Genomic DNA, 19,540 nt, shown 5'->3' with positions numbered 1-19,540 from the left:
CGCTGTCTAGCCCGCGCAAGGCCGGCCACTCGTTATAGGCCGCTTACTCTTGCACCACGGCCCTGGGTCCCACAGTATGGGCCTGGGACTGGACCCGCTGGGAGCGGGGGCGCTCCGGCGTTTTGTCACCGGTGTCGTCGCGTGTGTGAGCTACGCAGCCGAATTGCTGCGCGCCTCGGCGTTCTGGGGCACTATCGTCCTCCCGCTCATCATCGTCGCCGGCCTCGTGACAGACCTCGCCACGTCGGCCCCTGTCCGTCTCCCGTTGCTGGTCGTCCTGAACGTCGTCTGTCTCCTCCTGAGCCGGGGGTATCGTCCGGGCGACTGACGCTGCCGGAGCTGTGATCGCAGCCCGCCGCCAATAGAGCCGTCTCCACCACCGACTCCCGAACGCGCTCATACGGACTGTTATAGGTCTGTTCCGCATCGACCGCACGCCGTCGTGCGGTCGGAGCGGTAAATCTCTAGAGCAGTCCGTATCAGTCGTCGGCCTGGGCCGACTCGGCACGCGGCACCGTAATCTCGGTCAGTTGCGCCTCTATCTCCTCGCGCCGCTCCTCGAACGTCCCCGGGAGGACGAGCCGTTCGCCCAGTTCGTCGAGCGGTTCGTCGCTCGTATAGCCCGGCCCGCTCGTGGCCAGCTCGAAGAGGACGCCGCCGTGTTCCCGGACGTACACCGAGCGGAACCAGTGGCGGTCTATCTGCTGGGTCGGGCGCAGCCCGTCCGACTGTATCACGTCCCGCATCGCCATCTGGTCCTCGTCGGTCGGCGTCTGGAAGGCGACGTGGTGGACGACGCCGTGACCCTGCCGACCGCCCTGTATCGTCGGGAGCACGTCGACGTACTTGCCGACCGGCCCGCCCGCGGCAAAGCGGGTCCGTTCGTCACCGGGCGTGTCACCCTCGGCTTCCTCGGTGCCGACCGCCTCGAGCCCCATCTCACCCAGTAGCTCCTCGGTCCGCTGGGGGTCGGCCAGCCACAGCGTCACGGAGTGAAAGCCACGGATGGCGTACGCTTCGGGGACGAACTCGGTCCAGGGGACCGTCGGCTCGTCCTCGGGCAGTTCGACCGCGACCAGTTCGACCGGCAGGCCGTCGGGGTCCGAGAAGGGGAGGACGGTCTCGCCGAAGCGCTCGACGCGGTCCTCGTAGTCGACGCCGTACTCGTCAAAGCGGTCCTCCCAGTAGTCGAGACTGTCCTCGGGCACGCGGAAGGCCGTGCGGGCGACCTGTCCCGAGCCGACCTTCCCCTGGCGCATCCCCTCCCAGGGGAAGAAAGTCATGCTCGTCCCCGGCGTCCCCTCCGCGTCGGCGAAGAAGAAGTGGTAGGTCCCGGGGTCATCCTGGTTTACCGACCGCTTGACGAGCCGGAGCCCCAGCGTTTCGACCCAGAAGTCGATGTTCCGCTGCGGGTCGCCCGCGATACACGTCACGTGATGGATGCCGGGTGTGGAGACTGTCATATCATCTGGTAGGCCTTCCTCGCACTTTAATACGCGCTGACACCGATGTTACCGGCTTCTGACGGGCCATCTCAGTCCGCACCCTCCTGTAGCTCCGCGTATTTCTCCTCGAAGCGTGCCTCACAGGAGGGACAGCAGAACTGGTAGAGCGAGCCGTCGAGACGCGCCGCCGTCCCCTCGCTGTCGACGGTGTTGCCACACTGCGCACAGGAGAGTGCGAACTCCGTCCCGCCCAGGTCGGGCGACCACGCGGCACCCGCCAGCAGCTCCACCTCGAAGTCGCTGACGTCGTCCATATCGACCGTGTCCGCGAGCCACCCGGCGATGTCGTTGTCCGGGACGCGGGCGAACACCACGAGGTCGGCCTCGGCGGTCGTGAACACGTGCTCGACAGCGTCGGTCTCCAGCAAGGACGAGCGCAACGCCGCCGGGTCGTCGGTGCTCGGCTCGATGGAGACCAGCACCGGAATCCCCGACCGGAGCTGGGACCGGTCGACGTCGAGCGTGAACCGGTTGATGACGCCGGCCTCCTCCAGACGGGCTACGCGGTCGGAAACGGCCGGCGCCGACAGGCCGACCGTCTCAGCGATTTCGCTATAGGGCCGCCGGGCGTTGGCAAGCAGCAACTCCAGAATCTCCATGTCGGTCTCGTCGAGGTCGCGCATACGTCTCCCCACTCGGTGAAGCGGTAAAAGTGCCCGGCCGATATGACTTCGAATCCGAAAGCGAATGTGTCCACCTATCACCGAAATCGAAGGGACAATCGGCTTAACGCCGGCGGCCCAACAGGTGCGTGTATGACGACGACACTGACCGTCGAGGGCATGAGCTGCGAGCACTGCGAACAGAGCGTCGCGGACGCACTGCGTGACGTCGAGGGCGTCACCGAGGTCAGCGTCGACCGCGAGGGCGAATCCGCGACAGTCGACGGCGACGCCGACGCGGACGCCCTGGTGGCGGCCGTCGAGGACGCCGGCTACACGGCACAGGCCTGAGCGCGGTGTCGGCCAGCCGTCGATTCAGCGGGTAAAAACTCCCCGCAGACACAGGGGGAGCCTTCTCACTCGTCGGTGGCGAACCTGTGGCTACGATGCGAACACAGACACAGGGGTCGCCCCTCGGAAACCTCGCTATCATCTCCACGCTCGTTGACGCCGCGATGGCCCTGCGCCGCGGCGAGCACTGGGCGGCCGCCCTCTTGCTCGGGGCGGCGGCGCTATCGACCCGCGTTAGCGGCGTCGGCGTCGTCGCCTCCGTGCTGGTACGGCTCCTCCGGCGGCTCAGCTAGCCGTCCGATGGCGTTCCGACCAGTAACGTGTCCTCCACGAGCGATTCGGTCCCTCGCCGGAGCCGTTCGGAGAGCGCCTGGTGTGATATCTCGAATTCCTCCGCCAGCTCCTCCAGGGTCTGTTGCTGGGGCACGTCGTAGTACCCCTCTTCGACGGCCGTGATGAGCGCCAGATACTGGTCCTCGGTGAGGCCGAAACGGCCCGAGGGCTGGCCGTCCATCTCTCGAATCGACTCGATGGTGAACTCCATCCCGTGGGCCTTGCAGAACTCGTGGGTCTCGGAGAGGTGTGACCGGTCTGGGAACATCACCCGGACACGCCACCCTCCGTGTCGGCCGTGGGCGTCCAGTATCGTCGCTTCGGAGTTCGTAAGCATATGCAACAGGAGCTGCACCCGGTCGACCCAGTCCATCCGGTAGAGCAACTCGTCGCCGAAATCGGCCAGCAACGTGACGTTGTTCACGGTCGGGTCGCCCTCGATGGCCGCCTCGAGGGGCTCTCGGTCGGCGTTACGGGCCCACAGCAACGGCATCACAGCGTCGTCACCGCTCAGGATGATCCGCTCGCTCTCGAAGGTCACGTCGGGCAGTTCTGCGAACGTGTGAGTGAGTGCGAGTTCCTCTGTCGGCACTGACCCGATGACGATGGTTGCCATGCTGCGCGGTTCTTCTCAAACGAACAACAAGAACCTTCGCTCGAACGGGCGGCTCTGGGAAGTAGTCCGTCTGTTTCCGGGCTAAAATCGAGGCTGAGCGGCATACGGCCGGCCAGTAAGAATAAGTGTCGGTTGAATTATGGGTAGGGTATTGATACGACGTTCCGACGGGGACGCTGGCCCCGCGCTCGCGGTCCCTGCTGTCCGTCCCTCGTCGGATTGTACTCCAGAACTCCGCAGTTCCTGACGGTTTCGTCTCACCTACACGACCCGACGAGTGACTCACCGTCGCGATGGTCTCACTCGCCCCCACCGGCCGGCTGTTCCGTGAACTCGAACCTGGCGCCGCCCTCGTGACTGTCGGTGACGGTCACGTCCCAGCCGTGGGCCTCGGCGATCTGTGCGACGATAGCCAGTCCGAACCCGGTGCTCTCTGCCGCCGTCGTAAAACCCGAGTCGAACACCTCCTCGCGGATGTCTTCGGGGATGCCGCCGCCGTCGTCGGCGACGTAGAATCCCGTGGTGGTGTCGCCACTGGTGCGTGTCGCCGTATACAGCGGCTGAATCTCGCCGATTCTGATGGTCTCAGCGCCCCCGCCGTGTTCGACAGTGTTGGCAAAGAGATTCTCGAGGAGCTGTCGCAGCCGGTCGCTGTCGGCCGCCAGCTCGACCTCGGTGTCGAACGACAGGGTGAGCCCCTCGGTCTCGACAGTCTCCCACGCTTCCCGGGCGATGTCCCGCAACTGGACTGGTTCGGTCTCGTCGACCGTCCGGCCGTGGCGCGCGAGTGTGAGGATGTTCTCGATGATGGTCTCGATGCGGGCGAGGGCGTCCTCGGCCTGGGTGAACGCCGCCGGGTCCTTGGTCTGTCTGGCGATTTCGAGCTTCCCGCTCGCGACCTGCAGCGGGTTACGGATATCGTGGGAGACGACGTGGGCGAACTCCTCCAGCCGTGCGTTCTGGCGTTCGAGCTTCTTTTCACGCCGTTTCTGCTCGGTGATGTCCTGGAGGATACCCCGGACACGGACGATTTCGCCGTCCTCCGACTGTGGCTCCCCTCGCGTCCGTACCCAGTGCTGTGTTCCGTCGGCGTCCCGCATCCGAAGCTCCAGGTCGTAGGAGCGACCGTCCTCGATGGCCCCGCGGAACGCCGTTCGGAGTTCGCCGCGGTCCTCGGGGTGGAAATACTCGATGGTCTCCTCGGGGGTGAGATGTTCGTCGATGCCCAGTCCGTGGATGCGCAACACCTCGTCGGAGACGTAGGAGGTGTCCGTGACGAGGTCGTACTCCCAGGCACCGACGTTGCCGATGCTCTCGGCCTTCTCGAAGAGGTCGTTCTGGCGCTCCAGCTCGCGGGCGGTCCGGTACTGGTCGACTGCCGTGGCGATGCGTTTGGCCAGCAGTTCGTACTGTTCGGAGCCGATGGCTTTCTGGAGGTAATCCGTGACGCCGGCCGATATCGCGTCGCTTGCCACCTCCTCGCTCCCTTTGCCGGTAAACAGGATAAAGGGCAGGTCGGGGTAGTCAGCACGGACGGTCTCGAGGAACGCGATACCCGACTCACCGGGCATATCGAAGTCGGAGACGACACAGTCGAACTCCGCCGACTCCAGACGCTCTCGACCCGCCTCGGGCCCCGGTGCTGTCGTCACGGTGATGCGGTCGTTCTCCCGCTCGAGGAGCTCCGCGGTCAGCTCTCTGAAGTCCGGGTCGTCGTCGACGTGGAGCACCCGGATCGGACTGTCCATGCACCCTCATACACAGGCGTCCCTGTATGAATATTAGGGTAGTTACATCTTGAACAAACCGCCGGTCACAGCACAGTGGGCCGGCTGTCCGTTCGACCGTCGGCACGATACATTTAGAGATACTGCCACAAATTCAGCGGTGTAACTCCCGAATCACCACAAATGTATTACACTTTCGGCTGGAGGTGTCGGATAGACCGCCGACGTGCCGAGTGACCGTCGGGGTACAGGAAGTCACATGTCAGAGCGGAGTCTACCGACCGGGACGCATCGACAGCCGAAACTGAGCCGGCGGCAGCTACTGCGGGCCGCTGCGGCCGGGACGCTCCTCGCGAGCGGCTCCGTCGCTGCCGGGGCGTCGGGCGACGACGGCGACGGCTTCCCACCCGAGGGTATCACGACCTACGGAGAGGCCGTCACACTCGGGGGCGGCGAGGTCACCCCGTTCACGACGGCAACACCAGACGGCGTCCCGAAGTACCACGGCGTCGAGTTCGACCGCGAGGTGGTGACCGGCTCGCTGCCCAGCGCCGACGACCTGGCCGCGGACCGGACCATCGATGACCCGACCTACGACGACACGTACGCACCGACCGGTCAGGCGCTGGAGGTCCACCGCCGCGAGTCGCTCCAGTTCTTCGTTCCGTTCCCGGACGCCGAGGCGACCCCGTTTACGTTTCTCGGCCTGAACTGGAACCCCGACGGCCACCCCGGCGGCGGTGGGGCCTGGGCGAAACCGCACTTCGACGTCCACTTCCATATGCTCGGGACCGACACCGTCGACGCCATCGACGGGCCCGAATACGCGCCGTACGACGGTATCCCAGACGAGCAGATACCTTCGGGCTACAATCGATCCCCGCCTGACGCCGCGGCCGAGCGATACATCACAGACATGGGCGAGCATCTGGCCCCGGCGGACGCGCCGGAACTCCCCGGGAATCCCGGGGCGTTCACGAACACGCTCATCCAGGGGTTTGTCGGCGTCGACGGCGAGCCCGAACTGGCGTTCGTCGAGCCGATGCTCACCCGTGAGTACCTGCGTGAACTCGAGGGCACGGAACGAACGGACGTCCCACAGCCGGCCGTCTACCCCCACGACTGTCACCACCCGACGGCCTACAGCGTCCGGGCCGACCCGGCGGGAGGGACTATTACCGTCGCGCTGGAGGGATTCGAGCAGGTCTGAGCGGCCCGCTCCGCCGGTCTCTGGCGGCGTCGACCAGGGCGACCGTTCGTGATACTGCACAATAATTAGTTCTCGAATACGTTTTTCCGGCCGAAGCGTCTACCGCTGCTCACACCATGCAACCCAACGGGTACAGAGTCACGGAGGCGCTGGCGGGCTTTGCGGCCGGTGACGTCCTCAACGTGACTGAACGATACGGTCACCGCCACGGCGACCGACTGATGCTCGAACACATCGGTGACACACCGGGGGCCGACACCGTCGTTGTCGTGGACGAGCCCACCGGGTTCAGCGAGCGAGACGTCCTCGACCCGACTGCGCGTCTGGGGGACTGGCAGGACTACAGCCGAACCTTCCACGCCGGGGGGGAAACACTCGGACCGGTCGAGCGCGACAGGCCGCGCCGCCTGACTATGGCGACCCTGTCGAGCATTGCTGACCCGATATCGGTCTAATTCGGACGAGCTGTTTTGTGAGTACCCGGACTTGTTGGCCGATTCGGTTTCTCCCGGCTCCGTCCAGACGGAGACGACCGACGGCGCGGCCCTGCGGACGCCCGAACAGGGCGTGGCCACTCCAGTCTGGCTGCCTCGTTCTCGCCCAGGCGCCCCCAGCGGCGGGTCCGTCCGTGACCGTCGACCCATCGACTGGTGCGTGGGTCGCGTTCGCTAGCAGTATGCAAAACTTAACACCAAGAAGAGCACAACGGGGTATAATGGCGAGTACCTCAGATAACTCAGTGCAAAATCGGCTCGTGACGGTGTGCGAGAAATTGCAGATACCCAACAATACGATGCAGATTACACTGGTCCGGCTGGACCAGCTCCGCAACGAGCCCGACGTCAACGAGGACCGGCTCGATAACACCGCTGCCGCGGCGCTGGCGCTTTCCGCCCGTGAGGACGGGCTCCCGGTCCGCGACGAGGACATCGCGAGCGCGTGGTCGGATGCAGTCGACGCGCCGGACGCCGACATCAACATCACTACCCAGCAGCTTGAGGCCGTCTCCGATTACTTCGATATCGCCGAGGTGCCGCCCCACCCGAACACCCTGGTCCAGCGCTTCGGCGAGTCCGTCGATATGCCAGAAGAGCTCGTCACGGTCGCGCACCGACTCCTGCAGGACGCGTTCGCGCTCGACCCGACCGTCGTCTCCGGCGGCCCCGCACCCGCAGCGACGGCCGGCGGGGTCCTCTCGCTGGCCGCCCTCGTCAACGGCCTGGACGACAACTACGAGCAAAGCACGCTCGGCAAGGTGTCCGGCACGAGCGAAGTGTCCGTTCGGAACCGCTGTCAGGACCTCCAGGACCTGCTCGACGACCGGCTTGGGAACGACCGCTACCGGGTGGTGCCGGCCTCGCAGGCACCGGACCAGCCGGGCGACGAGAGCCAGACCGACGCTGCGGCCGAGACGTCGGCGACCGCGGCGGACGGCGCCGGCAGTGGCGAAAGCGCGACCGCTTCGTCGAGTTCGTCTGATTCTGCCGGCTCGTCGAGTTCGTCCGATTCGTCGACGACGACCGCCGACGGGGAGGCCGTCCTGGAGACCGTCCAGTCCGTCTATCCCGACGAGCTTCCGACCACGACGAAGGTGGCCGAGACCCACGACACGAGCGAGACGGCCGCCGAAGGCGCCCTGAAAGCGCTGGCAGACGACGGGGCGGTCCAGCGCAAGCGCGCCGGCTCCGTCGACGTCTGGATTCCGGCCGGCGCCGACGAGACCGGGGCCGCGCTGACCGTCGACGCTGTCGAGACCGAGATAGACGCACTGGTCGAGGAACTTGATATCGGCTCATCGACCCGGCTGCTCGCCCGCGGGATGGTCAGTGACGCCGTCGAGGGCGCCGATGTGGAGGACGCGGCCGAGCTCGCGGCCACGACCGTGGTCGCTGCTGCACGGATGAGCGGCGGGGACGCCGACATCGTCGAGGTGGCGGGACTGCGCTCGTTCGAACCCCGCGTCATCGCACAGTGGCTGGACACCCTCGACGGGACCGTCGACGCGGATATCCCGCGGCGGGACCCCGAGGACATCGTCGAGGACGTGGCCGAAGAGCTGGGCCTCTCGGAGGCCGTGCTCTCCGAGAGCCGCCGCTCGCTTGAGCGCTTCGACGGCGACGTAGAGGAGTTCACCGCCGCGGAACTGGGCGCGGGCGCCGTGCTGTTCGCCGCGACCATCGGCCAGTCGCAGGTGGACGTCGACCGGCTGGCCGCCGTCGCCGGTGCCGAGACCGAATACGTCACGTCGGCGATGCACAGTATCGTCGTCTCGCTGTGTATGGCGCTCGTCCGCGGTGACATCGAATACGAGGACTGCGCCTGGACCACTGAACTGCTGCAGTCCGAGCTGACCCCCACCCTGGGCGACTCAGAGACCGGCCGCGCGATCGCTATCGCCAAGGCCTACACCGCGGGCCGTGAGGGCCAGTACGTCGACGACCAGACCCTCGACGTGCTTCGGGGCGACTAGAACAGGCTGTCCGTCGTCACCGCGCCGACGACGGAGAAGACCGCGGCCACGCTGAGCGCCCGGAAGGTGACCAGCAACGTCGTCCGTGGGGGGAGCTCTTCGAGGAACAGGTCCGGGGCGGTGATGGCAAAGGCCAGCGTGCCCACGGAGCCGAAGGCGACGAACATCACCGAGATGAATCGCACCGGTATACCGACAAAGGCGGCCTCGGTTCTGGGGTCACGGTCGTTGTCGGCGCCGTAGAGGCCGCCGTAGCCGATGGCCATGATGGCCCCGACGAGAAAGAAGCTGTGGAACATCGTCATGTTCCGTGCGAGCAGCCAGACTTCTTGGGTGACGACGAACGGACCGGCGAGCAGAAACCCGCCCACTATCTGCTGGGCAGTGTCCGCGAGTTTGTGTTTCTTCCGTTGCTTCATACGTCCGTACTGACGGTTCTGACCCAAACCAGTTGGGGCGGGGCAGCCTGGTCCCAGCCCCTGCCGCGGGCGGCAGGGCCGCCTCGAACATATGCGACGGCGTGCTCGTCGAGTCCGCAGACTGCCTCGAAGGCGAACCTCGCGACGACAGTGTCGCGTCCGCACCGACTTCGAAATGTTTAGATTCACCGCTCACTCTTTGACCGGTACAGAGCCTCAGGCTGCTGTCCTTATGACAGACAATACACCAACCACCGACCAGCGCATTCTCCTCGACGTCATCGGTAATATCCCCGCCGCGTGGGACCTGGAGATTACGTATCCGACACTGCCGGAGGTCACGCACCGATTCGATTCGCTCCCGGAACTCGTGCTGAGGGCCACCGGTGACGAGGCGACCCACGAGATAGCGGTCCGGGCCATCATCTCGGCGGACCGGGTCTTCCACGGGTACGCCGTCACTACTACCTATCCCGAATCCGGTATTCTCACAGCTGCGTGTCGAGAGCGGCGTCTCACGTCGCTGTCACACCGGGAACTGCGCTCAGAAGGGCTCGGTATCGGCCACCACCCCGATGACGGTCCGGACAGTGAGCGGGCTATCGCCCAGTCACTGTCGCTGGGCGCGGCCGCCAGCCTCGCTGTCTACTACGCCGACACCGTCGGTATGGACGCTGTCGGCGACGAGGGACCCGCACGCGAGACCGTTCCGACCGCCGACGACTGACACTCGCTCACGTCGAGCAAGCGGTGCTGCCGGCCCTGAGACATCCCCACAGTCGCGTCCGGTCGGAACAGTCGCCGTGCCGTGGTTCCATTCGTCGTGTTCAAACGGGTTTATATGTCTCAGTTTCCAAGTACTTCCCATATGAAACACGTTGGCCTGAAGATACGGATGGCAGTCGTCGGTGCCATCCTCGCCGGGTTCTACCTCGTGGTCGTCGCGTTCGCGATGGCCGCCTACGGCACAGGTATCTGGCCGATAGCGGTCGCGGGAAGCGTGCTGCTCATCGGGTTCCAGTACAAGATCGGCAAGTGGGGGGCCCTGCGTAGCGTCCGCGCCGAGGACCTCCCCGAGGAGCAGTACCCCCAGATTCATCAGCAGGTCAGACAGCTCTCCCGTGATATGGGCATCGAGAAGCCACGGCTGATGGTCGCCCGGATGGGCGTCCCGAACGCCTTCGCCGTCGGCCGCAAGGGCGCCGGTGTCGTCGTCGTCTCGACGGAGCTGATGCAGCTGCTCGACGACGACGAACTCGAGGGCGTCCTCGCACACGAGCTTGCCCACATCGCCAACCGCGACGTGGTCACCATGGTCATCGGCCAGGGTATCGCCTCCATCGTCGGTATCGCCGCCCAGATTGTCGTCTTCGCTACCGGCGACAACGAAATCACCGACTTCTTCCTGGCCATTATCGTCGGGAACATCGTCCAGTTCTTCGTGATGCTGTTCGTGCTCGCCATCTCCCGGTACCGGGAGTACGTGGCCGACGCCGACGCTAAGGACGCCATCGGCAGTGGCGACCCGCTCGCCCGTGCACTGGAGAAGATATCCGGCGGCCACCAGCGGGCCCGCCACTCTGCGGTCGACGAAGAGGTCAGCGCGCTGTGTATCTTCGGGGGCTCGGACAGCTTCCTCTCGAAGATAGTCTCGACCCACCCGCCGACGGAGAAACGCATCGAGCGGCTCCGCTCGTAGATGGTCGACGTTCGACAGTGGCTCGCGGTCGGACTGGGCGTGCTGTTGGGGCTCTTTCTGCTAGCTGCCCCGCGCGCGGCGATCAAACTGTCCGTACTGGGCGGCCCCGGACAGCGGCGTCGTCGCGGTGAGTACGGCAGCGACGCTCCCATCTCACAGTGGTGGGTGTGGGCGACGCGGGGGGTCGGCGTTGTCTGTCTCGGCGTGGCCGCGTTCATCGCTCTCTGAGGCCGGACCGACCGTCAGACGGAGCGAAAGGAGTCGAGGTCGTCGGTCAACTGACGCCGGGTACGCTGCCCGGCCTGGTACCGGCTGGCGATTTCCGACTGGTGGTCCGGACAGCCAAGCAGCACCGCCGCACCGCCCTCGACCGGCACCATCGCGTGGCCTGCGGCGTGTGACGAGCGGCGACAGGCGGGACAGGTGATGCCGCCGGCCGGTTGGTGGGAAAGCAGTTCCGCCCGGCCGTCCGTCGTGAAACCACAGACGGCCCGGAACTGCTCCAGGTGGTCCCGACAGCCGACAACCGGGAGGGTGAACTGGTCCAGCAGCAGAAAGGCGACGCTGTCCCGTGACACCGACGCGAGCGCGTTCCGGCAGGCGTCACAGGGGACCGGCGGCTCCGCATCCGGCTCCGCCGGCGGTGGCGCTGTGGGGTTCATCTACTCGCTTACCTCTCGGGTGGCCGGACAGGTAAAGGATTGGGCCCGGTTCTGGGATACGACTATATGTTTTCCATCTGTTTACCACTCTGTATGTCAGACGAGCCACTATACGAATCCGAGGAGACACGAACCCGTCGCGGCCTCGCGACGTACTTCCGCCGACTGGCCCGCAGACTCAGCCGCGGTGAGCCGATTCCGGCCGACGAGGAACAGACGGTGACCGTCGAGGTGCCGGCCGACCCGGAATTCGAGGTCGAACTCGAACAGGAGGGCGAGACGATGAGTCTCGAAATCGAGATGGAGTGGCCGGCCGAGGAGGGGACCGTCGACACGGACGCTCCCGGGAGCAAGGCGACCTTCGACCTCTACGAAGACAACGCCGAGGAGTGGCGCTGGCGGCTGGTCCACGACAACGGGAACATCATCGCCGACAGCAGTGAGGGGTACGCCTCGAAACAGAAGGCCAAACAGGGCCTCGAGAGCGTCCGGACGAACGCGCCGGGCGCCCACGTCGTCGACCAGTCGAAAGACGACGAGCCCGAGGCAGACGAAGGCGCCAGCAAGGCGACCTTCGAGCTGTTCGCTGACGTCGCCGCGAAGTGGCGCTGGCGGCTCCGCCACGACAACGGCGAGATAATCGCCGACGGCGGGCAAGGGTACTCCTCGAAGCAGAAAGCGAAACAGGGACTCCGGAGCGTCAAGACGAACGTTCGGGGCGCCGAGGTCAGATAAGGTCTCACGTCATCGCTGAGCGTTCAGCTATCGTAACAATGGCCCTCGTCGCTGTGACCGGTACTCTCGGAGGCCCATTCCTCCCGATTGCGCTCTCTCGCGAACATACTTATCGCTGGGGCGACAAGTCCGTGACATATCGCCGAGGGGTCGCCACCACAATGATGCCCTGGACACACGCGATCGTCGCGTACATCGGGTTCTCTCTCGTCTCACACGTGTTCTCGCGAACTGCTCCCACGACCCGAGAGACAGTTCTCGTCGCGTTCGGCGCTCTCCTTCCGGACCTCATCGACAAACCGCTGGCCTGGCAGTTCGGACTGCTCGAAGGCGGGCGAACGCTGGGGCATTCGATTTTCACCGCGGTCCCGCTCGCTGTCGCCGCCGTGGTCGTCGCCGTGTGTCGGGGACGACCACGGCTCGGTCTGGCGTTCGCTGCCGGCTACCTGCTGCACCTTCCCGGAGATATCGTCCCGGCGTACCTCGCCACCGGGGATCTCCAGCTTGATACGCTTCTCTGGCCACTCACGGCCGGTGGCGGGTCGCAAGGAGAGAGCTTCGTCGGGGAGTTCACGAGTAACGTGGTCCCCTACGCGAAGGGTATCGCAGCGGCCGTCCTGTCGGGTGACCTCTCACGGGGACTGTTGGTCTTTCTCTCGCTGTGGGCGCTCGCTGTCGCGCTGTGGGTCTACGACGGGATGCCTGTCGTTCGCGATAGCTACGACTGGCTTCGACGGAGTATCGGCCGGTAAGTCCGCGCCAGGGACGAGCGCGGCTACTCGACGCCGGGTGCCTGCTCGTCGGTACGGCCCGGCAGTTCGACCTCCAGTTCGAGGGAGGGTTCGCCCATCCCCTCGAAATCTATCTCCAGCTCCACGGGCTCACCGAAGGCGAAGGGGAGCTCCCACTCGTCCTCGACGATAGTGAGTTCGTCGCCGTCGCGCAGCTGTTCGCCGATGGCGATGAGGAACTCGCCGGCTTCGCTCGCGTCGAGTCGGTACGCCTGTTCGAAGTCACGGCCCGCGCGGATGACCGAGCGCTCGTTTTCGGGGTCTGTCATCACGAGACTAGTTCGCATCGACCGTTACATCGGTTTCGTTTAGCCCCGGTGTCACGACGGCCGGGTCCCGTGGGCTTATGCCCCTTCCTGTCAACGTAACAACTATGTCGACTACCAGCGTCGCGATGGGAGACGAGCAACGGGACGAGTTCCTCGGGCGGGGTGGGACGGGTGTGCTCTCGCTGTCCACCGACGAGGGGCCGCCCCACGCCGTCCCAGTTTCGTACGGCTACGACAGCGCAGAAGCGACCTTCTACTTCCGGCTGGCCGTGGGCGAGTCCCACTCGAAGGGCCCGCTGCCCGACCGAGATGTCACGTTCGTCACGTTCGACCGAACGGACGAGGACTGGCACAGTGTCGTCGCGGCGGGACGCCTCGAAGACGTCGAGCGCGCCGGTATCGAGACCGAGACCCTCGATGGGTTACACAGAGTCGAGATTCCGCTCGTCGGAATCTTCGACCACCCCACCCGCGACGTCGACTTCCAGTTCTATCGACTGGTTCCGGACGAACTGAGCGGTCGCGTTCAATCCTGAGTGAGGGCGCGGTTACCCCGGGAGAAAGACGTTGATGACGGCGACGACGAGGCCCGCAAGCGCCATACGGGCCGCCGCCACGTACCATCGCTGACCGGATATGGACCCCATGTACGCGCCGAACACGCCCAGGATGGCGATGCCCAGCGCGACCGCGAGGAGGGCGGCCCCGACCATCGAGACCACGGTGCCTTCGAGGAGGAACGGCGAGAGCGGGACGAGGATACCGATGAGGGGTCCCAGGCCGCTCAGCGTCGCGTGGACGAGCTGTTCGCCCTTCTGGTCCCGCTGGTATCGTGTGTCGTCCAGCTCGACGAGCATCGCTCGCTCGATGCGCAGCATCTCGGCTCTCGTTTCGGCGCGCTCTATCTCCCAGACGCTCCAGAGGGCGGAGGTCCCGAGGCCGACTGCCGCCCCCAGCCCGATTTTGACGACCGTGACCCCGTCGGGCACCCCCGAGAGGACGGCACCGACGACGACGCCGATGCAGGTCAGCGTCCCGTCGAACCCGTTGGAGACGAAGTACCGGCGCGATATCGACCGCACGTCCTCGTCGCCAAGGAGCCGCCCCACTGTGTCGCGAATCGAGGGCACGGCTCCTCAGCGGTCCTGTGGAACCGGGCGGTCCTCGACGACCCGGTCACCACAGGACACCTGGTCGACGGAGTGGACGGTCCCGCCGAGGGCCGCTACCTCGGCCTCCGTCGCGTCGACGTCGACGTCGTCGCCGGCGACGGTGAGTTTCACGTTCTGGACCTCCCTGTCGTGTTCGATGAGCGAGGCGGTGACGCCGTCGACGCTCCCGACGTCGGCGACGTGGGCGGTGAACTCGGCCAGTGGGGGGTCGTGTGGTTTCAGAATGTCGACGACCAGCCGCTTGACGGGTGCCATACTCGAACGTGTTGCACGCCAGACACAAAACCGTAGCCGAGGTCCTTCAGGGGACGCCCCCTTGATTTCGCGATGACGACGGACTCGGACCCGTCCGCGGCCGACCAGCCCCACAGCCACGCTCCAGCGGCTGTCCTCGCGGCCCAGGACACCGACCGAACGGGGCTGTCTGAGACCCAGGCGGCCGAGCGACTCGACGCCTACGGCCCGAACGAGGTCGAAGGGGGCGGGAGCCGAAGCGCCGCCGACATCTTCCTCGCGCAGTTCGACAGCGTCCTCATCTGGGTGCTGGTGGTCGCGGCCGCGCTCTCGCTGTGGGCCGGTCACGCGGTGGATGCGGTGCTCATCGCGGTTATCGTCCTCGCTAACGGCCTCTTCGGCTTCGTGCAGGACTACCGAGCGGAGGAGAGCCTGGCCGCGCTCAGGGAACTGGCGGCGCCGACGACCACAGTGCGTCGCGACGGGGAGCCCGTCTCCCTGCCCGCACCCAGACTCGTCCCCGGCGACGTCGTCGAACTCGCCGGCGGCGACGTCGTCCCGGCGGACTGCCGGCTCCTCGAGGCCCGCTCGCTCGAGGTCGACGAGGCGGCTCTCACCGGCGAGAGCGTGCCGGTCTCGAAGTCGGTGCCACCGGTCCCAGCGGACACGCCGCTCGCGGAGCGTCCATCGATGGTGTACCGGGGGACGAACGTCTCCCGCGGGTCCGGCGTCGCCGTCGTCACCGGGACCGGGATGGACACCGAGGTCGGCGCTATCGCCGGCGAACTCGCGGGGACGGCCGAGACCGACACACCGCTCCAGGCCGAGCTGGACCGGCTGGGGCGGCTGCTCGGTCTGGGTGTTATCGTCCTCGCGGCACTGGTCGTCCCGCTGCTGCTCGCCCGCGGGACGGACCCGGTCCAGTCTGCGCTGACGGCCATCTCGCTCGCTGTCGCGGCCGTCCCCGAGGGGTTGCCCGCGGTGGTTACGCTGACGCTGGCGCTGGGTGTCAGGCGAATGGCCGAGGCGAACGCGCTGGTCCGCCGGCTCCCCGCTGTCGAAGCTCTGGGCGCTGTCGACACCATCTGTACGGACAAGACCGGGACCCTGACCGAGGGGCGGATGTCGGTCACGCGGTGCTGGGTCAACGACAGCGTCGTCTCGCCCGGTGGTTCGGCCGATAGCCCCGAGGCCGAGCGTGTGGACCGGCTGCTCCGGGCGGGGACCCTCTGCAACGACGCCACCGCCGAATCGGGTGACCCGACCGAGCAGGCCATCGTTCTGGCGGCCGAGAAGCGTGGTATCGACGTCGAGACTCTCCGTGAGCAGCGACCCCGAACCGGCGAGATTCCGTTCTCCTCCGAGCGCAAGTGGATGGGGACCGTCCACGACGACGAGGTCTTCGTTAAGGGGGCTCCGACAGTGGTCGTCGAGAAGTCCTCGAGGGTGCTCACCGCGGACGGGCCAGAACCGCTGACCGACACCGACGCCGACCGAATCCACGAGCGCGTCGACGCCTTCGCCGACGACGCGTTGCGGGTCCTCGCAGTCGCCGTCGGCGAGCGCGATATCGTCGAGCGAGACGTCACCGGGGACCCTGTCGACATCAGCGACGGACTGACGTTTGTCGGGCTGGTCGGGATGCTCGACCCGCCCCGCGAGGAGGTGGCCGCGGCGGTCGATGCGACCCAGCGGGCCGGTATCGAGGTGAAGATGGTGACTGGCGACAACGCCCGCACCGCCGCCGCTATCGGCGAGTCGCTGGGACTCGGTGGGGCGGTAACGACCGGTCGCGATATCGAGGGCCTCACCGACGAACAGCTCCGCGAGCGCGTCGAGTCGGTCGACGTCTTCGCCCGCACCTCTCCCGCACAGAAGGTCCGTATCCTCCAGGCGCTGCAGTCGGGCGGTCACATCGTCGCGATGACCGGCGACGGCGTCAACGACGCGCCCGCGCTGAAGAACGCGGATATCGGGGTCGCGATGGGTGTTCGGGGCACCGACGTGGCCAAGCAAGCAAGCGACATCGTCCTGCTCGACGACGACTACGCGACTATCGAGCGGGCCGTCGAGCGCGGCCGCGCCATCTTCGACAACGTCTGGAAGTTCGTTGCTTACCTCCTCAGTGCGAACGTCGCGGAGGTGGCTATCGTCTTTCTCGCCTCACTTCTCGGGTATCTCGTCCTCCCGGCGGTCCAGTTGCTCTGGATAAACCTCTTGACCGACGGCTTGCCCGCGCTTGCGCTGGGTGCCGACCCCCAGCGTGGCGACGTGATGGGGCAGCCCCCTCGGGACCCCGACCGCGGTATCGTCGACCCGGAGATGCTCGGACTCATCGGCGGCCTCGGAACCGTCTCTACAGTCGCCATTCTCGGGCTGTTGTTGTTCACGCTCGATGGCGCCCCGTCGGTCACCGCATACGTGATGACGATGGTCTTTACGACCTTCGTCGTCCTGGAGTTCGAGAAGCTCTACGTCATCCGGTGGCTCCGCGAGACGCCGACGCTGTCGAACGGCTGGCTCGCCGCCGCCGTCGCCGGCTCGCTCGCGTTGCAACTCGCCGTTCTCTACACGCCGCTCAACGACTATTTCGGGACCGTGCCACTCGGTCCTCTCGACTGGGGATACATCGCGGCCCTCGCTGTCGGCGTGTTGCCGCTGTATCTCGGCGTGGCGGTGCTGGTCCGCCGGTTCGGGACACGGACCCAGGCTTGACGGTCCTTTCGGAACTCGGTCGTACACTGCGACACCGGTGGTTGCTGGTCGACCGTGGCGCCCTCGTTGGGGTATCGGCCCAGCCCACAGTAGCAGCACTCTGCCACGACTGTCTGTAACAGATATCTGTGATATATGCCTATTGTTGGCTCTGTCCCCTCTGGGCTGGTGTCGTCTGTCCGCGCGTCGATATCGAGCAGTCACTCGAGTCGGTCTGTCACAGTCGTCTGTTCCCGATAGCCGGGGCTACTGTCCCGGTGACCTGTGGCAGATGCTACTCATTGATTTCTGTTGTAGACGTCTGACACAATTTTCTGGGATGGATATCTGTTGTAGAAGACTGTAACAGATGTCTGTTACAGATTTACGCCACAACTCTCTTGTTGTTCTGAAAAACACGGTACAGCGAGCGTCTCATATGTTAGTTACAGATAACTGTTACAGACAGCAATTACAGATACCTGGCACAAATGTCTGACACAGATTTATGAGATAGGCACACAACAGACCCCACTATGATAACGGCCGTCGTGTACTCGGAGTCTGGCGGGACGTACAAGACGACGATGACAGCCAACCTCGCGGTGGCCCTCCAGCGGATGGGGCTGCGGACGCTTGTCATCGACCTGGACCCACAGGAGGGGAATCTGACCAGCCTCTTCGACGCCGGCGAAAGTCGGAGCGATCCGGACGCGGACAACCTCGTCAAACACGTACTGGATATGCCCGATGGTCTCTTCGCAGACCTCATCGAGACGACCGCCGAGGGCGTCGACATCATCCCGAGCCACGATATGCTGGGCGATTTCACCTCGAATCTTGAGCAGAAGATATCCTACGAGACGGGGATGCAGAACATGAGCCGCGAGGAGTACCCGCGGTTCGAGCTCCTCTATGACCTGCTGTGGGAGCGGGAGGAACTTCATAAACAGTATGATGCTATACTCATCGATCCGAACGCCCGCGCGGAGGACCTGCTGTACAACGCTATCTTCGCGCTTCGCACGCTGGTCGCGCCGGTCAAACCGGCTGGGAAGGGCAATCTGAGCCTCGATGGGCTGGGCGAACTCGTCGGCAACATGGAGACGCAACTGGACATAGAGGTCGGCCTCGCCTGTGTCGTCCCCTCGGGCGTGGGCCAGACCAACGCCCACCAGCAGTACCGCGACCAGTTCGAGTCGACCCCCGAGTTCGCGACGCCGGTCAGCATCGGCGACCGAGAGAGCCTCATGGACGCGATGTGGGAGGCACGCGGCTCCGCGTTCAAGGTGGTCGAGGAGCGCTGGAAGACCTTCGAGCGCGACGGCGAGATGGTCAGCGAACCCGGCCAGCGCCGAGTCCGGGACCGTGAAATCGAGACGCTACGGAAGCTGTACGAACTCGCGTACTTCCTCGCCACGGAGACCTTCGACGCCGAGGTGGAGCCGGTCCTCGACATCGATGTCAGGGACGACGAGCGTCGACAGATCGACCTCTCCGAGGAGCGGGAGGTGACGACGGCGTGACGAACTTCAAGTCCGGTTCCGGGAACCTCAACTTCGACGGCGACGACTCGTCCGAGGAGTCAGCGGCCGAAAGCTCGGCGTCGAAGAGGAGTTCGGCCGAAGGCGACGAGCGGTCGCCGCAGGGGTCCGAAAGCCCCCCGACCACCGCCCCTGACCAGTCCACTGCCGACTCCGACTCGGACGTCCCGAGCGGCGGGACGACAGCCACGACGGAACCCAGCGGCCGGGAGCGCTATCCGTACTTCGTCCGCCGGAGCAACGTCGGCGACGAGCGGGACACCCGCCTCGAGATACACGTCCGTGACAAGGTCGCCGACGGTGAAGCGGAGTTCCGACACGCCCTGGCCGCGGAGCTCGGCGCGAACGACGTCTCGAAGACCGACGCCCGGGAGTTCGCGCTGCTGGCCGCGTTTCGCCACCCCGAACGGGTCGCCGAGCTGATGCGCGAGGAAGGGTTCGACTCGCTCAGCTAGCGACCACTACCGCTGCAACCACACGGTGTGGAGGGATTCGGTCTTGCTGACT

Annotated in this window: 24 protein-coding genes; 15 read left to right on the top strand and 9 right to left on the bottom strand. The window is 65.7% G+C overall.

Annotated elements, in window-relative coordinates:
• The first annotated feature begins 76 nt into the window (after positions 1-76).
• Entirely contained in the window at positions 77-328 is a 252-nt protein-coding gene (locus P1K32_RS17210) for a DUF8028 family protein (RefSeq protein ID WP_276252249.1), read from the top strand.
• 151 nt (positions 329-479) lie between these two features.
• On the opposite strand, the gene P1K32_RS17205 is transcribed toward P1K32_RS17210, so the two are convergent.
• Positions 480-1,463, bottom strand: a complete 984-nt coding sequence (locus tag P1K32_RS17205) for a ring-cleaving dioxygenase (protein ID WP_276252248.1) — start codon at positions 1,461-1,463, stop codon at positions 480-482.
• A gap of 71 nt (positions 1,464-1,534) precedes the next feature.
• Positions 1,535-2,128, bottom strand: coding sequence for an AsnC family transcriptional regulator (locus P1K32_RS17200; protein ID WP_276252247.1), 594 nt, complete (start codon positions 2,126-2,128; stop codon positions 1,535-1,537).
• A 132-nt stretch (positions 2,129-2,260) separates the two neighbouring features.
• On the opposite strand from P1K32_RS17200, the gene P1K32_RS17195 reads away from it, so the two are divergent.
• Positions 2,261-2,458 (top strand): CopZ family metallochaperone, encoded by a 198-nt coding sequence (locus tag P1K32_RS17195; protein ID WP_276252246.1) that lies wholly within the window; start codon positions 2,261-2,263, stop codon positions 2,456-2,458.
• A gap of 95 nt (positions 2,459-2,553) precedes the next feature.
• Positions 2,554-2,751: a hypothetical protein gene (locus P1K32_RS17190; protein WP_276252245.1), complete on the top strand. Its 198-nt coding sequence runs from the start codon at positions 2,554-2,556 to the stop codon at positions 2,749-2,751.
• On the opposite strand, the gene P1K32_RS17185 is transcribed toward P1K32_RS17190, so the two are convergent.
• On the bottom strand, positions 2,748-3,407 hold the full coding sequence (locus tag P1K32_RS17185; RefSeq protein ID WP_276252244.1) for a helix-turn-helix domain-containing protein: 660 nt from the start codon (positions 3,405-3,407) through the stop codon (positions 2,748-2,750). The two genes, P1K32_RS17190 and P1K32_RS17185, sit on opposite strands and share 4 nt — an antisense overlap.
• Positions 3,408-3,706: 299 nt before the next feature.
• Complete coding sequence (locus tag P1K32_RS17180; protein WP_276252243.1) at positions 3,707-5,155, bottom strand: hybrid sensor histidine kinase/response regulator; 1,449 nt, start codon at positions 5,153-5,155, stop codon at positions 3,707-3,709.
• 238 nt (positions 5,156-5,393) lie between these two features.
• Here P1K32_RS17180 and P1K32_RS17175 point away from each other — a divergent pair, with 238 nt between their 5' ends.
• The 3 genes from P1K32_RS17175 to P1K32_RS17165 all read left to right on the top strand — a co-directional run bounded on the left by P1K32_RS17175 (position 5,394) and on the right by P1K32_RS17165 (position 8,814).
• Positions 5,394-6,344, top strand: a complete 951-nt coding sequence (locus P1K32_RS17175) for a hypothetical protein (RefSeq protein ID WP_276252242.1) — start codon at positions 5,394-5,396, stop codon at positions 6,342-6,344.
• A 116-nt stretch (positions 6,345-6,460) separates the two neighbouring features.
• Entirely contained in the window at positions 6,461-6,799 is a 339-nt protein-coding gene (locus P1K32_RS17170; RefSeq protein WP_276252241.1) for a hypothetical protein, read from the top strand.
• Between the two features lie 260 nt (positions 6,800-7,059).
• A complete protein-coding gene (locus P1K32_RS17165; protein ID WP_276252240.1) occupies positions 7,060-8,814 on the top strand; it encodes a transcription initiation factor IIB family protein in 1,755 nt (584 codons plus the stop codon).
• Here P1K32_RS17165 and P1K32_RS17160 read toward each other — a convergent pair.
• Entirely contained in the window at positions 8,811-9,233 is a 423-nt protein-coding gene (locus tag P1K32_RS17160; RefSeq protein WP_276252239.1) for a DUF2391 domain-containing protein, read from the bottom strand. The genes P1K32_RS17165 and P1K32_RS17160 overlap by 4 nt on opposite strands.
• A 232-nt stretch (positions 9,234-9,465) precedes the next feature.
• Here P1K32_RS17160 and P1K32_RS17155 point away from each other — a divergent pair, with 232 nt between their 5' ends.
• From P1K32_RS17155 to P1K32_RS17145, 3 genes are all read left to right on the top strand, one after another.
• Positions 9,466-9,960, top strand: coding sequence for a hypothetical protein (locus P1K32_RS17155; protein WP_276252238.1), 495 nt, complete (start codon positions 9,466-9,468; stop codon positions 9,958-9,960).
• A 168-nt stretch (positions 9,961-10,128) separates the two neighbouring features.
• Positions 10,129-10,932, top strand: a complete 804-nt coding sequence (locus P1K32_RS17150; protein WP_276252437.1) for a M48 family metallopeptidase — start codon at positions 10,129-10,131, stop codon at positions 10,930-10,932.
• A complete protein-coding gene (locus tag P1K32_RS17145) occupies positions 10,933-11,160 on the top strand; it encodes a DUF6199 family natural product biosynthesis protein (protein WP_276252237.1) in 228 nt (75 codons plus the stop codon).
• 14 nt (positions 11,161-11,174) lie between these two features.
• On the opposite strand, the gene P1K32_RS17140 is transcribed toward P1K32_RS17145, so the two are convergent.
• Entirely contained in the window at positions 11,175-11,594 is a 420-nt protein-coding gene (locus P1K32_RS17140) for a hypothetical protein (RefSeq protein ID WP_276252236.1), read from the bottom strand.
• 93 nt (positions 11,595-11,687) lie between these two features.
• Between P1K32_RS17140 and P1K32_RS17135 the strand changes: the two genes are divergently transcribed.
• Together P1K32_RS17135 and P1K32_RS17130 are read left to right on the top strand one after the other, a co-directional pair.
• A complete protein-coding gene (locus P1K32_RS17135) occupies positions 11,688-12,329 on the top strand; it encodes an HVO_2922 family protein (RefSeq protein WP_276252235.1) in 642 nt (213 codons plus the stop codon).
• Positions 12,330-12,490: 161 nt separating this feature from the next.
• The gene (locus P1K32_RS17130) at positions 12,491-13,081 is read left to right on the top strand and encodes a metal-dependent hydrolase (protein ID WP_276252234.1); all 591 of its coding nucleotides are present in this window, start codon (positions 12,491-12,493) and stop codon (positions 13,079-13,081) included.
• A gap of 23 nt (positions 13,082-13,104) precedes the next feature.
• On the opposite strand, the gene P1K32_RS17125 is transcribed toward P1K32_RS17130, so the two are convergent.
• The gene (locus P1K32_RS17125) at positions 13,105-13,389 is read right to left on the bottom strand and encodes an amphi-Trp domain-containing protein (RefSeq protein WP_276252233.1); all 285 of its coding nucleotides are present in this window, start codon (positions 13,387-13,389) and stop codon (positions 13,105-13,107) included.
• Between the two features lie 104 nt (positions 13,390-13,493).
• Between P1K32_RS17125 and P1K32_RS17120 the strand changes: the two genes are divergently transcribed.
• Entirely contained in the window at positions 13,494-13,925 is a 432-nt protein-coding gene (locus P1K32_RS17120; RefSeq protein ID WP_276252232.1) for a pyridoxamine 5'-phosphate oxidase family protein, read from the top strand.
• 12 nt (positions 13,926-13,937) lie between these two features.
• Here the strand turns inward: P1K32_RS17120 and P1K32_RS17115 are convergent, their stop codons facing one another.
• Positions 13,938-14,519 (bottom strand): VIT1/CCC1 transporter family protein, encoded by a 582-nt coding sequence (locus P1K32_RS17115; protein ID WP_276252231.1) that lies wholly within the window; start codon positions 14,517-14,519, stop codon positions 13,938-13,940.
• 6 nt (positions 14,520-14,525) lie between these two features.
• Positions 14,526-14,816: a DUF211 domain-containing protein gene (locus tag P1K32_RS17110; protein WP_276252230.1), complete on the bottom strand. Its 291-nt coding sequence runs from the start codon at positions 14,814-14,816 to the stop codon at positions 14,526-14,528.
• A gap of 72 nt (positions 14,817-14,888) precedes the next feature.
• Between P1K32_RS17110 and P1K32_RS17105 the strand changes: the two genes are divergently transcribed.
• The 3 genes from P1K32_RS17105 to P1K32_RS17095 all read left to right on the top strand — a co-directional run bounded on the left by P1K32_RS17105 (position 14,889) and on the right by P1K32_RS17095 (position 19,488).
• On the top strand, positions 14,889-17,510 hold the full coding sequence (locus P1K32_RS17105) for a cation-translocating P-type ATPase (protein ID WP_276252229.1): 2,622 nt from the start codon (positions 14,889-14,891) through the stop codon (positions 17,508-17,510).
• A 515-nt stretch (positions 17,511-18,025) separates the two neighbouring features.
• Positions 18,026-19,015 (top strand): ParA family protein, encoded by a 990-nt coding sequence (locus tag P1K32_RS17100; RefSeq protein WP_276252228.1) that lies wholly within the window; start codon positions 18,026-18,028, stop codon positions 19,013-19,015.
• Positions 19,012-19,488 carry a DUF7970 domain-containing protein gene (locus tag P1K32_RS17095; RefSeq protein WP_276252227.1) on the top strand — a complete coding sequence of 159 codons (477 nt, stop codon included), beginning with the start codon at positions 19,012-19,014 and terminating at the stop codon, positions 19,486-19,488. The genes P1K32_RS17100 and P1K32_RS17095 overlap by 4 nt, the downstream gene beginning before the upstream one ends.
• Positions 19,489-19,540: the final 52 nt, after the last annotated feature.

Source organism: Haloarcula rara, from assembly GCF_029338235.1.
Taxonomy (GTDB): domain Archaea; phylum Halobacteriota; class Halobacteria; order Halobacteriales; family Haloarculaceae; genus Haloarcula; species Haloarcula rara.
The sequence above is the reverse complement of the archived record's forward strand: the minus strand, read 5'-3'. Positions and strand labels throughout refer to the sequence as shown.